This window comes from Streptomyces sp. HP-A2021, assembly GCF_022807935.1.
Lineage (GTDB): Bacteria > Actinomycetota > Actinomycetes > Streptomycetales > Streptomycetaceae > Streptomyces > Streptomyces afghaniensis.
Window position 1 is genome coordinate 2,832,583 of record NZ_CP094344.1, and the last position, 13,030, is coordinate 2,845,612.

General features: G+C 73.9%; 11 protein-coding genes. 3 read left to right on the forward strand and 8 right to left on the reverse strand.

All coding sequences use genetic code 11. From position 1 onward, the window contains the following. Positions 1-31 precede the first annotated feature (31 nt). The 8 genes from MQE23_RS12765 to rimP form a co-directional block, all read right to left on the reverse strand. Positions 32-3,517 (reverse strand): serine protease, encoded by a 3,486-nt coding sequence (locus MQE23_RS12765; protein ID WP_243379215.1) that lies wholly within the window; start codon positions 3,515-3,517, stop codon positions 32-34. Positions 3,518-3,768: 251 nt separating this feature from the next. Beyond that, entirely contained in the window at positions 3,769-4,674 is a 906-nt protein-coding gene (truB, locus tag MQE23_RS12770; protein ID WP_020269628.1) for a tRNA pseudouridine(55) synthase TruB, read from the reverse strand. Continuing rightward, on the reverse strand, positions 4,671-5,123 hold the full coding sequence (gene rbfA, locus MQE23_RS12775; RefSeq protein ID WP_020269629.1) for a 30S ribosome-binding factor RbfA: 453 nt from the start codon (positions 5,121-5,123) through the stop codon (positions 4,671-4,673). The genes truB and rbfA overlap by 4 nt, the downstream gene beginning before the upstream one ends. 44 nt (positions 5,124-5,167) lie before the next feature. After that, positions 5,168-5,461 (reverse strand): DUF503 domain-containing protein, encoded by a 294-nt coding sequence (locus MQE23_RS12780; RefSeq protein ID WP_020269630.1) that lies wholly within the window; start codon positions 5,459-5,461, stop codon positions 5,168-5,170. A 315-nt stretch (positions 5,462-5,776) separates the two neighbouring features. Next, the gene (gene infB / locus MQE23_RS12785; RefSeq protein WP_243379216.1) at positions 5,777-8,815 is read right to left on the reverse strand and encodes a translation initiation factor IF-2; all 3,039 of its coding nucleotides are present in this window, start codon (positions 8,813-8,815) and stop codon (positions 5,777-5,779) included. 146 nt (positions 8,816-8,961) lie between these two features. Beyond that, complete coding sequence (locus MQE23_RS12790) at positions 8,962-9,258, reverse strand: YlxR family protein (protein ID WP_082319713.1); 297 nt, start codon at positions 9,256-9,258, stop codon at positions 8,962-8,964. Positions 9,259-9,360: 102 nt separating this feature from the next. Continuing rightward, positions 9,361-10,359: a transcription termination factor NusA gene (nusA, locus tag MQE23_RS12795; protein WP_020269632.1), complete on the reverse strand. Its 999-nt coding sequence runs from the start codon at positions 10,357-10,359 to the stop codon at positions 9,361-9,363. Between the two features lie 2 nt (positions 10,360-10,361). After that, positions 10,362-10,862: a ribosome maturation factor RimP gene (gene rimP, locus MQE23_RS12800; RefSeq protein ID WP_020269633.1), complete on the reverse strand. Its 501-nt coding sequence runs from the start codon at positions 10,860-10,862 to the stop codon at positions 10,362-10,364. A gap of 205 nt (positions 10,863-11,067) precedes the next feature. Between rimP and MQE23_RS12805 the strand changes: the two genes are divergently transcribed. From MQE23_RS12805 to MQE23_RS12815, 3 genes are read left to right on the forward strand one after another with little or no spacing between them, the layout of a single operon-like run. Continuing rightward, positions 11,068-11,595 carry a hypothetical protein gene (locus MQE23_RS12805; RefSeq protein WP_243379217.1) on the forward strand — a complete coding sequence of 176 codons (528 nt, stop codon included), beginning with the start codon at positions 11,068-11,070 and terminating at the stop codon, positions 11,593-11,595. Beyond that, entirely contained in the window at positions 11,592-12,056 is a 465-nt protein-coding gene (locus MQE23_RS12810) for a ferritin-like domain-containing protein (protein WP_020269636.1), read from the forward strand. The genes MQE23_RS12805 and MQE23_RS12810 overlap by 4 nt, the downstream gene beginning before the upstream one ends. Positions 12,057-12,104: 48 nt before the next feature. Then, positions 12,105-13,004 carry an aminoglycoside phosphotransferase family protein gene (locus tag MQE23_RS12815; RefSeq protein WP_020269637.1) on the forward strand — a complete coding sequence of 300 codons (900 nt, stop codon included), beginning with the start codon at positions 12,105-12,107 and terminating at the stop codon, positions 13,002-13,004. Positions 13,005-13,030: the final 26 nt, after the last annotated feature.

Sequence of the window (13,030 nt, forward strand, 5' to 3'; positions counted from 1 at the left end):
CCGCGTCCCCTCCGGCCTGCGCGGGATCCGGTCAGGCCGGGACGCCTACGCCCGCCAGGTTCTCGATCGTCCGGTGGGAGCTCGGCCCGACCAGCGCCGCCCACTCTTCGGGCGCGGCGGCCAGCCAGCGGGCCACGCGGGCGGCGAAGCCGGGCACGTGCCGGCCGAGGTCGACGAGGGCGCGGTCGAAGCGGGCGGCGCCCTCCGGGGTGCGCACGAGGAGCAGTCCGATGCGGCGGACGAGGTCGCGCAGGTCGTCGCCGCCGTTCCGGGCGGCGGCGTGCAGCAGCGCGTCGAGGACGTCGGTGTCGTGCTCGCGGGCCAGGAGCGCGTCGCGCAGCTCGCGGCGCAGCGGGCGGGAGGCGGGGATGCCGGGTGGGGTGAGGACCGCGGCGAGTGCGCAGCGCAGGCGGACCGGGCCGCCCTCCAGCAGGCCGGTGACCAGCGGCAGGAGCACGGCCCGGGCGGCGGGGCCCCGGTCGAGCCGCTGGTCCACGTACGCGGCCACGTGCCCGGCGAGTTCCGGCCGCCGCTCCGCAGCCCGCCCCACCAGCGCGGCGACCCGCCGGGCCAGGCCGGGCGGGGTGGCGTCGGCGAGCGCCCGCAGCGCGTCCTCCGCGTCCGGCCGCTCCAGCCGCACCGCGAAGGCGCCGAGGACCGGCTCGGGGTGGGGCGCGAGGGCGGCGGCCGGCGCGTCCGGCGGGAGGTTCGGGTCGCCCGCCGCGAAGTGCTCCAGCGCCCGCGGGAGATACCGGTCCCGGGTGCGCGGATCCTGGACGAGGAGGGCGAGTGCTCCGCCGTGCAGGTCGCGGTCGGCGGGGCGGGTGAGGAGGGTGAGGGCCGCGTAGCGCAGGAGGGCGCGGTCGCCTCCGGCGCTCACGTGCGGCGCGACGCGCAGGCCGTGCGCCATCGCGGCACCCCGGCGCGCCGGGCGCTCGTCGCGCGCCCACCGGTCGACGGCCCGGCACACCGCCGAGGGTTCCTCCTCGGCCAGCACGGCGAGCAGTTCGTCGGCCCTGCGGTGGGCGCGGTCGACGAGCACGTCCGCCAAGTCGTCCAGGGCGCCGTGCCGGTGGGTGTGCAGCAGTGCCTGCGCGGCCGTGGCCACGGTCGCGTGCGGGGTGGCGGGCAGCGGCTGCTCGTCGTCGAACCAGCGAGCCAGCAGCGGCTGTACGGCGGTGGGGTCGGCGGCCAGCAGGTGCGCGACGGTGTCCAGGAACCGGGGACCGGCCTCGCACGGCGGGCCGTCGGCGTGCACCAGCCGCCTCAGCAGCGCGAAACGCTCGCCCTCCGGCAGCCGTACGCCGGCCCAGAAGGCGGGCCCGACCTCGTCCGGCACGGGCCTCCCCTGCCGCCGCCAGGCCACGATCCGGTCGGCGAGCAGCCGCAGCACCTCCGCGTAGGGCGTCGCCTCGGGCACGGCCGACAGGGTCCCGGCGAGCAGCCGGGCCGCCCACCAGGACCGCGGACCCGCGTCTAGGGCGTGCACCAGGTCCGCCAGCCGGGAGGCCAGCCGGCCGGTGCCGTGCTGGCGGGCGAGGAACAGCAGGGCCTGCACGACGGGCCCGATGCGGTGGTGCGGGACGGGGGCGGGCTGCGGCCGGTGGTGGACGAGGACGTGCAGGGCCTCGTCGAGGTCGAGGTGCATGCCCTGGAGCCAGTCGGCGAGCTCCTCGTGGGCGAAGCGGTAGCCGGATCCGGCGGGCACGAGCAGGCCCTCGGCGAGGACGGCCGACGCCCAGCCGGTGCCGCCGCCGAGCCGCGCCGGGGCGGGCCCCCACGGGAACACCGTCTCGAACGTTTCCCGGTCCAGATCCCCCGGCCCCGGTCCGAGGCTGCGCCGGGCGGCCTCGTGCACCTGTCCGGCGACCTTGGCGGCCAGTCGGCGCACGGCCGTGCCGCTGAGGCCTTGCCCGGCGGCCAGCCGCCGGGCGATGCGCAGGGACATCAGGTCCAGGTAGGCCGCGAAGACGTCGTCGCGGTCGACGGTGGCGCCGGGGCTGGTGGGCGCGCCGGCGCTTTCCGGGCCGGCGCAGGGCCCGAGGGCGTCCCGGATCTCGCCGAGCAGTCGCAGGGTGAGCGGGTGCCGCGCGTCGCTGTCGACGAGGACGCTCTCAGGGATGCCGTGGCGCAGGCGGGCCTCCCGGGCCTCGTCCTCGGTGAGATCGCCGAGGCGCACACACGCGGGCCCGTATTCGGCACCGGCCGCCCGGTGCAGGACCTCCCCCGGGAACCCCGCCTCCTCCCAGTACTCCGCCCGGCAGGCCACGACCAGCCGCACACCCGTCTCCCGCAGCCACCGCACCGTCCCCTCCGTCCAGTCGGCCAGACGGCGGGCCAGCGCCGGGGGCATCTCCTCCGGGCCGTCGAGGAGCAGCAGCAAGGGCCGGCCGAGGGCACCGGCGAGTCGGGCGAGACGCTCGGGGGTGGTGTCGCCCGGGCCTGTCGGCAGGCCACCCGGCCGGGACGCGGCCACGGCAGGGGCGGCCCGGGTCAGCGCCCGGCGTGCCGCGTCGGCCACGGAGGCGTCGTCGTCCCGCAGTTCGCAGCCGCGCAGCCACAGCGTGGGGTGCCCGCCGCGGGCGCGGCGCGCGGCGAGCGCGGCGAGTTCCGTCGTACGACCGCTGCCGGGCGCCCCGACAAGGCCGAGCACGGCCGCCGGGCCTGCGGCGAACGCGTTGAACTCGGCCGTCACGGCGGCCCGTTCGACCGGCTCCGGGAGACCCGTGCCGCCGGGCGGGCCGTCCAGGCCCACCGCCGTGCCGGTCAGCTCCAGCACCCCGGCCAGGTTGAGGTCGGCGCCGTACGCGGGGACCGTCGCCGCGTTCTCGTCGAGCAGCTCGGCGAGCGGGCCCGCCGCGCCGGGGACCCGGGGATGCAGTGGTACGGCGAATCCGACGTCGCTGTGGTCGGAGCTGAGTGCGGTGCCGAGGACCCCGACGACCGCGCCGGTCGCGGCGTCGAGCACCGGGCCGCCTGCCGCTCCCCCGCCCCGTCGCAGCGCGTCCCGCCCTGCCGTGCCGACCGCCAGCTCCAGCGCGCCGTCGAGGCGGTGGAGGCGGTCGGCGGCCGGGTACGTCACGTCGGTCGAGCCCAGCACCCTGGCCTCCCGCCAGCCGCCGGCGGCGATCCGCACATAGGCGCCGGTCCCGGCCCCGCCCCGAACGGTCACGGGCAGCGGCGGCACTCCGAGGCCCTCGGTCCGTACGAGGGCCAGGTCGAACGCGGGCAGCGGTGTCACCGCGTCGGCGGACACGACATGGCGGCGGTCCCCGGCCCCGTACAGGACGAACCGGGGCAGGCCGTCGATCGCCTCGTGGCTGGTGACGAGCGTGCCGTGGTGGTCGGCGAGGAAGCCGGTGCCCCGTGGGCGGCCGGCCAGGTCCTGGATCCGGACGAGGGCGGGGCCGGATGCCCCGCCGCCGGTTTGCTCGGTCGTCTGCTCCGCTGCTCCGGGGCGGTCCTGGGATCCTGGTGCGCTGTCCTGTGACTCCCCGGACCGGTTCCGCGACGTCATCGTCGAGCCTCCCCGCCGTACACCCGTGCCCTTGCATTCGACGGTAGGGGCGAGATGATCAGCGGGACAGATCGCTCGGCGAAAGCGCCCCCTTCCACTCCCCCGATTCACTCCGAGCGCCTGCACGGACGGGTGAACGAAGCGGGGCGGCTGGATACACCCTAGGGGTGGGGGAACCGAGGGGGGACCGTGGAGCGGCGGCAGTGGAGGTACCCCGTGGTCGCCGCTCCACGGACGGTCCCCGCGTGCTGTCAGCCGAAGACGGCCAGGCTCTTGGCCTTGCCCCGCTGCTCCTCGACGAGGGCGAGGAAGCGGCCCTCCGGATCGAAGACGGCGACGGGTCCGCAGCCCGCGTACTCCTCGGGCATGTCCAGCCGCACGCCGTTGGTGAGCAGCCGGGCGCGCCGGGCGTCGACGTCCCAGCGCCGGAAGGCGGCAGCGGCGGCCTCGGCGACCGGCATCACGGTCAGCTCCTGCTGGAGCTGGTCGAGCGTGCGGGCCGTGTCCAGCTTGTAGGGGCCGACGCGGGTGCGGCGCAGGGCGGTGAGATGCCCGCCGACGCCGAGGTCGGCGCCCAGGTCGCGGGCGAGGGCCCGGATGTACGTGCCGGAGGAGCAGACGACCGAGACGACCAGGTCGAGTACGGCCGTACCGTCTTCGGCGACGGCTTCCCGGACGTCGTACACGCCGAAGGAGGAGACCGTGACGGGCCGGGCCGGGATGTCGAACTCCTCGCCCTCCCTGGCCCGCTTGTAGGACCGCACGCCGTTGATCTTGATGGCGCTGACCTTGGACGGCACCTGCATGATGTCGCCGGTCAGCTTGGCGACGCCGGCGTCGATGGCCTCGCGGGTGACCTCGGAGGCGTCCGTGGAGGAAGTGATGTCCCCCTCGGCGTCGTCGGTGAGGGTGTTCTGCCCGAGCCGGATCGTGCCCAGGTATTCCTTCTCGGTCAGCGCGAGGTGGCCGAGGAGCTTGGTGGCCTTCTCTACGCCGAGGACGAGGACGCCCGTCGCCATCGGGTCGAGGGTACCGGCGTGCCCGACGCGTCGTGTCCTGGCGATGCCGCGCATCTTGGCCACGACGTCGTGCGAAGTGAAGCCCGACGGCTTGTCGACGATGACGAGGCCGTCGGGCGTGGTGTGCTTCTGGGTCATTCGGCGGTGTCGTCCGTCTCGTCGTCCTCGTCCGGCTTGCGGTACGGGTCGGCGTCGCCGGCGTACTTCGCGCCCGCGGACGCCTCGCGCACCTTCTCGTCGGACTGCCGCGCCTTGTCGAGGAGGTCCTCGATGGCACGGGCGGTGTCCGGGAGGGCATCCATGACGAAGGTCAGGGTCGGCGTGAACTTCACGCCGGCGGCCCGGCCGACCTCGGAGCGCAGGATGCCCTTGGCGCTCTCCAGTCCGGCCGCGGCCGCGTTCCGCTCCTCGTCGTCCCCGTACACGGTGTAGAAGACGGTCGCCTCCCGCAGGTCACCCGTGACCCGCGTGTCCGTGATGGTGACGTGCGAGCCGAGCCGCGGGTCCTTGATCCCGCGTTGCAGCTTCTGGGCCACCACTTCCCGGATGAGGTCCGCCAGCCTCTTGGCCCGCGCGTTGTCGGCCACTGGTCCGTCTCCCGTTCTTTCCTGTCTGGGTCGTTCTCGGTTCGTCAGTCGTCTTCGCCGTGGAAGCGCCGCCTGACGGACAGCAGCTCCACCTCGGGGCGGGCGGCGACCAGCCGTTCGCACCGGTCGAGTATGTCGCTGAGGTGCCCCGCGTCGCCGGACACCAGCGCGAGGCCGATGACGGCCCTGCGGTGGAGGTCCATGTGATCCACCTCGGCCGCGCTCACCGCGTACTTGCGCTGGAGCTCGGCGACGATGGGGCGGACGACGGAGCGCTTCTCCTTCAGCGACCGTACGTCGCCGAGGAGCAGGTCGAAGGACAGCGTCCCCACGTACATGTGTGTGTCCGGATGACCCGCCGGTACGGGATCGATGGCCCTGCGGTCGGGGCAGGGACATCAAGAACGGTACCGCGTACCGTCCGGTGGCTCGACGGGGTTTTCCTTTGCCCACCCGCCCGACACGGTTGGACAGGATGTGCCGCCCCCGGGGCTCCGCCCCGGACCCCGGCGGGGACTGCGTCCCCTGCACCCCGCACGCGGCTCCGCACGCACCCGCGGCGGGCGCGCGTCGATTCAGCTCCGCAGGAGGGGCAAACGGCCAGCCGGCCGACGCGGCGGTGCCGCGTCGGCCGACCAAGGCGCCGTGGGGTGTTACACCCGCGGCTTCTCGCGCATCTCGTACGTCGCGATGACGTCGTCGACCTTGATGTCGTTGAAGTTGCCGAGGTTGATACCGCCCTCGAACCCTTCGCGGATCTCGGTGACGTCGTCCTTGAAGCGACGCAGGCCCTCGATGTTGAGGTTCTCCGCGACCACCTTGCCGTCGCGGATGAGGCGGGCCTTGGTGTTGCGCTTGACCTCGCCGGAGCGGATGAGAACACCCGCGATGTTGCCCAGCTTGGACGACTTGAAGACCTCGCGGATCTCCGCCGTACCGAGCTCGACCTCTTCGTACTCCGGCTTGAGCATGCCCTTGAGGGCCGCCTCGATCTCCTCGATCGCCTGGTAGATGACCGAGTAGTACCGGACGTCCACGCCCTCGCGCTCGGCCATCTGCTGCGCACGCCCGGCGGCGCGCACGTTGAAGCCGATCACGATGGCGTCCGAGCCCATCGCCAGGTCGATGTCGGACTCCGTGACCGCACCGACGCCGCGGTGCAGGACGCGGATGTCGACCTCTTCGCCGACGTCCAGCTGGAGCAGGGAGGACTCGAGTGCCTCGACGGAACCGGAAGCGTCACCCTTGATGATCAGGTTCAGCTGCTGGACCTCGCCGGCCTTCAGCACCTTGTCCAGGTCCTCGAGCGACACACGGCGCGTGCGCTTCGCGAAGGCCGCGTTGCGCTCGCGCGCCGCACGCTTCTCCGCGATCTGACGGGCCGTACGGTCCTCGTCGACGACGAGGAAGTTGTCGCCCGCACCCGGGACGTTGGTCAGGCCCAGGACCTGCACCGGCGTCGACGGACCCGCCTCGGTGACGAGGTTGCCGTTGTCGTCGTGCATCGCCCGGACTCGGCCGTACGCGTCGCCGACCACCATGGTGTCGCCGACCCGCAGCGTGCCGCGCTGGACGAGGACCGTCGACACGGCACCGCGGCCGCGGTCGAGACGGGACTCGATCGCGATGCCCTGCGCGTCCTGGTTCGGGTTGGCCCGAAGGTCGAGCGAGGCATCGGCCGTGAGGACCACGGCCTCCAGCAGGGAGTCGATGTTCAGACCCTGCTTGGCGGAGATGTCGACGAACATGGTGTCGCCGCCGTACTCCTCGGCCACGAGGCCGTACTCGGTCAGCTGACCGCGCACCTTGGTCGGGTCCGCACCCTCGACGTCGATCTTGTTGACCGCGACGACGATCGGGACGTCGGCCGCCTTGGCGTGGTTGAGCGCCTCGACCGTCTGCGGCATGACGCCGTCGTTGGCCGCGACGACCAGGATCGCGATGTCCGTCGACCGCGCACCACGGGCACGCATGGCGGTGAACGCCTCGTGACCCGGGGTGTCGATGAAGGTGATCTTGCGCTCTTCGTCGTTGACCTCGGTCGCGACCTGGTAGGCACCGATGTGCTGGGTGATGCCGCCGGCCTCGCCCGCGATGACGTTCGTCTTGCGGATGGCGTCGAGGAGCCGGGTCTTACCGTGGTCGACGTGACCCATGACGGTGACGACCGGCGGGCGGACCATCAGGTCCTCCTCGTCGCCCTCGTCCTCGCCGAACTCGATGTCGAAGGACTCGAGGAGCTCGCGGTCCTCCTCCTCCGGGCTGACGATCTGAACCGTGTAGTTCATCTCGTCGGCGAGGAGCTGGAGCGTCTCGTCGGAGACGGACTGCGTGGCCGTGACCATCTCGCCGAGGTTCATCATGACCGCGACGAGCGACGCCGGGTTGGCGTTGATCTTCTCCGCGAAGTCGGTGAGCGAGGCACCGCGCGACAGGCGAACGGTCTCGCCGTTGCCGCGAGGCAGCATCACGCCGCCGACCGACGGGGCCTGCATGGCCTCGTACTCCTGACGGCGCTGCCGCTTCGACTTGCGGCCACGACGCGCGGGACCGCCGGGACGGCCGAAGGCGCCCTGCGTGCCACCACGGCCACCGGGACCGCCGGGACGACCGCCGAAGCCGGGACGGCCACCGCCGCCACCGAAGCCGCCGCCACCACCGGGACGACCGGCGAAACCGCCGCCGCCACCGGGACGACCGGCGCCGCCACCGCCACCGGGACGACCGGCGAAGCCGCCGCCGCCCGGACGACCGCCACCGCCGGGCCGGCCGGCTCCGGCCGGTCCACGGCCGCCACCGGGGCCGCCGCCGGGACGCGGGCCGGCAGCGGGACGCTGCGGCATCATGCCGGGGTTCGGACGCGGACCGGCGGAACCGCCGCCGGGACGCGGGCCGCCGCCCTGCGGACGCGGCATCGAGCCCGGGGACGGACGGTTGCCGCCCGGAGCCTGCGGACGCGGACCGCCGCCCTGGGCGCCGGGCGCCTGGGGACGGGGACCGCCACCGGGACCGCCGGGGCCGGGACGGGAGCCCTGCGGACGGGGCGCCTGCGGGCGCGCCATGCCGGTGGAGCCACCCGAGGTGAAGGGGTTGTTACCCGGACGCGGGCCGGCCGGACGGGAACCCTGACGCGGCGCCGGAGCGCCGGGACGCGGACCCTGACCACCGGGACGCTGGCCCTGGCCGCCCTGGCCCTGGCCGGGACCGCCGGAGGGGCGACCGCCGGGCTTGGGGGCGCCGGGACGCGCGCCGGGCTTCGGGCCGGCCGGAGTGGACGGAGCCGAGGGCGGTGCCGTGAACTCGGGCGCGGCCGGGGCCGGACGCGGCGCGGGCTTGGGGCCCGGCGTCGGACGCGGGCCCGGGGACGGCGCCGGGGACGAGGGGGCCGACGGCTGCTGGGCAGCCGCGGGCTTGGGCGCGGCCGGCGGCTTCGGGGCAGCCGGACGGGCCGACTGCGCCGGAGAGGGCGCGGCCGGACGGGGGGCGGCCTTCTTGGGGGCCGCGGGCTTCGCGGCGGACTTGCCGTTGCCGCCGCCCTGCTGGAATGCGTCGGTCAGCTTGCGTACAACAGGCGCTTCGATCGTCGAAGACGCCGAACGGACGAATTCACCGAGCTCCTGGAGCTTGGCCATGACGACCTTGCTCTCGACACCGAACTCCTTGGCGAGTTCGTAGACCCGGACCTTAGCCACTTCGCTCCTTTGAGGTCCGGGTGAAGCCGGACCGTCGCTAGTTCATGGGCGTACTCATCGCGTACTCATCGAGTGCTCATCGCAATCTCGACCTGCTTTCGACTCGCGAGGTACCTAGACCGCACGGGGTTCCGTGCGGCACGTTCTTACCGTGTTGCCTGATCGGCAACTGTTGTCTGCTCGACGTATTGGCGCAACGCCTTTGTGTCGAGCGCTCCCGGGGCGCGCAGTGCCCTCGTGAACGCCCGGCGGCGGACCGCCTGGTCAAGACAGACCGGTGTGGGATGCACATACGCACCCCGGCCGGGCAGCGTACCGCGTGGATCAGGGACGCATGCGCCCTCGATCAACACGATCCGCAAAAGATCGGCCTTGGCCACTCGCTCCCGACACCCCACACAGGTGCGTTCAGGGCATGCGCGGGTGCGCGTCCGGCCAGACACCGTTAAGTCTACCTCCCCGTAGGCGCCTCACCCCTTTGGGGCAGGATTCGAACAGTTGCCGCGCCCGAACCTGTCGTGATCTGAACGACCCGCGGCTTGGATCTATTCCCCGGTCCGGTCCGCGGCGGGTTCCGTGTCCGGCCGGATGTCGATCCGCCAGCCGGTCAGCCGGGCCGCGAGGCGGGCGTTCTGCCCTTCCTTGCCGATGGCCAGGGACAGCTGGTAGTCGGGCACCGTCACTCGGGCCGACCGGGTCGCCATGTCCACGATCTCCACCTTGGAGACACGGGCCGGGGACAGCGCGTTCGCCACCATCTCGGCCGGGTCCTCCGACCAGTCGACGATGTCGATCTTCTCGCCGTTCAGCTCGCCCATCACGTTGCGCACACGGCCGCCCATGGGGCCGATACAGGCGCCCTTGGCGTTCAGGCCGGACCGGGTGGACCGTACGGCGATCTTCGTGCGGTGACCGGCCTCACGGGCGATAGCGGAGATCTCCACGGACCCGTCGGCGATCTCCGGCACCTCCAGGGCGAAGAGCTTCTTCACCAGGTTGGGGTGCGTCCGGGACAGCGTCACGGACGGGCCGCGGACGCCCTTGGCCACCCGGACGACGTAACTGCGCAGCCGCATGCCGTGCGGGTAGGTCTCGCCCGGCACCTGCTCCTGCACCGGCAGGATGGCCTCCAGCTTGCCGATGTCCACGAGCACGTTCTTCGGGTCGCGGCCCTGCTGGACCACGCCGGTGACGATGTCGCCCTCGCGGCCGGCGTACTCGCCGAGCGTCGCGTCGTCCTCGGCGTCGCGCAGGCGCTGCAGGATGACCTGCTTGGCCGTGGTGGCGGCGATACGGCCGAAGCCGGACGGGGTGTCGTCGAACTCGCGGGGCTCCTGGCCCTCCTCGAGGTCGTCGGGGTCCTCCTTCGCCCACACGGTCACATGGCCGGTCTCCCGGTTGAGCTCCACGCGCGCGTGGCGGCGGCTTCCCTCGGTGCGGTGGTAGGCGATGAGGAGGGCCGACTCGATCGCCTCGACCAGCAGGGGGAAGGAGATCTCCTTCTCCCGAACCAAGCCCCGCAGGGCACTCATGTCGATGTCCACGGCTACGCCTCCTCTTCCTTCTTGTTGTCCTTGCGGCTGAACTCGACCTGGACGCGCGCCCGGACGATGTCGTCGAAGGCGAGTCTGCGCGCGGTGGCCTTGCGGCCCTTCACCCCGGGCACCTCGGTGTCGATTCCCTCGTCGTCGACCTTGAGGATCCTGGCGACCAGCTCGCCGCCCTCGGCCAGCTGGAACTTCACCAGCCGGTCCGTGGCGCGGACGTAGTGCCGGTGTTCCGTGAGGAGGCGCTCCGCGCCCGGGGTGCCGACCTCGAGGGTGTACTCCCCCTCGCCCATCGCGTCCGTCTCGTCGAGCTTCGCCGAGAGCGCGCGGCTCACATCGGCGATCTGGTCCAGGTCGGCGCCCGTGTCCGAGTCGACGACGACGCGCAGCACACGCTTGCGTCCGACGGAGTCCACTTCGATCTCTTCGAGGTCCAGACCCTGGGATGCGACGAGCGGTTCCAGCAGTTCTCGCAGCCTCTCGCTCTGGGTGGTGCTCATCCGGGTGACTCCTCGGCCGCGTGTGCTGTTGTGGGATGGGTCGCGTGTCTGGTCAAAGGGTATCCGGTCGCGGGGTGTGTTGCCGTCCACCCGGTGACGAACGGTGCCGCTGAGTGGTCCCGGGCGGGGGCCCGGGTACCGTGATCACGGGCGTTCAGCCCTTAGAGTCGCTTCTTTCTCTTACGAGCTCCCGAGGACGTCTGACGTGCCGTTCCCCTCATCTCCGCGCGCCCACTGGGGGCCGCGCAGAAGGACTCTGCTCGCCGTCGGCCCGGCGGCCCTCGCCCTGGCGGGCTGCACCGCCGGGGGCGAGGGTCCGGGTGCCTCCGAGAACGGCCCGTCGGGGGCCGAGCGCCGGGCACGCGCGCGTGCGGCGCGGGACAGCGAGGGGCTGGTGGAGCGGTACGACGCCGTGATCGCCGCCCACCCGGGGCTCGCGGAGCGGCTGGGGCCGCTGCGGGCGGAGACCGTACGGCATGCGCAGGCCTTCGGAGGGGGCCCGGGCCGGAAGCCGTCCCCCTCTCCCTCCTCCCCTTCCGCTTCCTCCTCGGCCGCCGCCGTGCCGGGCGACGACAAGGACGCGCTGGCGGCCCTCGCCGCCGCGGAGCGGGAGCTCGCCGACCGGCGGGCCAAGGCGCTGCTCGACGTGCCGGGCGAGCTGGCGCGGCTGCTGGCGTCGGTGGCGGCGGCCGGGGCGGCGCACGTGTATCTGCTGACGGAGGGTGGCGCGTGAGCGAGGCGAAGGACCGGGAGCTGCGGGCCCTCCAGGCGGCGCTGGCGGCCGAGCACGCGGCGGTGTACGGGTACGGCGTGGTCGGCGGGCGGATCGGCGACGGACGGCGCGCCGAGGCACGGACGGCGTACGACGCGCACCGGGCGCGCCGGGACGCGCTGGTGCGCGAGGTGAAGGACCTGGGGGGCAGGCCCGGGGCGGCGGCCGCCGGGTACGCGCTGCCGTTCCCGGTGCCGGACGCGGCGGCGGCCGTGCGGCTCGCCGCCGAGCTGGAGGACCGGGTGGCCGGGGTGTACTCGGACCTGGTGCGCGCGGCGAGCGGCGCGCGGCGGGCCCTGGCCGCCGAGGCGCTGCGGGAGGCGGCGGTGCGGGCGGTGCGCTGGCGCGGCGAGAGCGTAGCCTTCCCTGGGCTCGCCGAGCGGGCCGGCACGGCCCCGCCCCTGGCGGCGCCGACGGCGTGACCCCCGCGGGGCACGCACCGCGGACAGCACGAAGGGAACGACTCGCGCATGGTTTTCGAACCGCCGAAGCGTCTGGTCAGGGCGCTCGGTGAGACGGCACCGGACGGTGACGACTGGCTGGAGAAGCTGCCCGAGGCGGCGCAGCAGGCCGTCGCGCTACGCGAGTTGACCGTGGAGCGGGTGCAGGTGCCCGGGGGGCGCAGCAGCCTGGTCGTGCTGGTGCGGACGGCCGACGGGAAGCCCGCCGTGCTGAAGCTGGCGCCGGGCCGGGCCCGCCCGGAGGCGGAGCGGGCCGCGCTCACGCACTGGGCCGGGCGGGGTGCCGTACAGCTGCTCGAACCCTGTCGGACCGAGGGTGTGCTGCTGCTGGAGCGGCTGCATCCGGACGTGTCGGTGCGGTCGCTGCCGGAGGCGAAGGCGCTGCTGGAGGCCGCGGGGACGCTGCGGCGGCTGTGGGTGGAGCCGCCGGCCGACTTCCCCTTCGAGACCGTGGCCGAGCGGACCGGGCGGCAGGCCGAGGCGATGCGGGCACGTGCCCGGGTCGATGCCGAGGTGGCGCCGCTGGTCGACGTGGCACTCGCGGCGCGCGAGGAGTTGCTGGCCGCGCCGCCCGAACACCGTCTGCTGCACGGCACGTTCCGGCAGAGCAAGGTGCTCGCCGGGGAGCGGATGCCATGGCTGGCCGTGGGACCCGATCCGGTGGTGGGCGAGTGCGCCTTCGATCTGGCCCGGCTGGTCCGCGACCGGGTGGAGGACCTGATCGCCCAGCCGTCCGGCGCGGCGACGACCCGGCGCCGGGTGAAGCGGCTGGCCGAGTCCCTGGACGTGGACCAGGAGCGGCTGCGCGGCTGGACGCTGTTCCGGGCCGTGGAGTCGGGCGTGCGGGCGGGGCGGGTCGGACGCCCGCGGGACGCGGAGCTGCTGCTGGAGTTCGCGGGCTGGCTGTGAGCGCTCCGCAGGCCCGGAGCGCTCAC

Coding starts and splice junctions, on each gene's coding strand:
- MQE23_RS12765 (WP_243379215.1), bottom strand. CDS start 3,517: ATGACGTCGCGGAACCGGTCCGGGGAGTCACAGGACAGCGCACCAGGA.
- truB (WP_020269628.1), bottom strand. CDS start 4,674: ATGACCCAGAAGCACACCACGCCCGACGGCCTCGTCATCGTCGACAAG.
- MQE23_RS12780 (WP_020269630.1), bottom strand. CDS start 5,461: ATGTACGTGGGGACGCTGTCCTTCGACCTGCTCCTCGGCGACGTACGG.
- rimP (WP_020269633.1), bottom strand. CDS start 10,862: ATGAGCACCACCCAGAGCGAGAGGCTGCGAGAACTGCTGGAACCGCTC.
- MQE23_RS12815 (WP_020269637.1), top strand. CDS start 12,105: ATGGTTTTCGAACCGCCGAAGCGTCTGGTCAGGGCGCTCGGTGAGACG.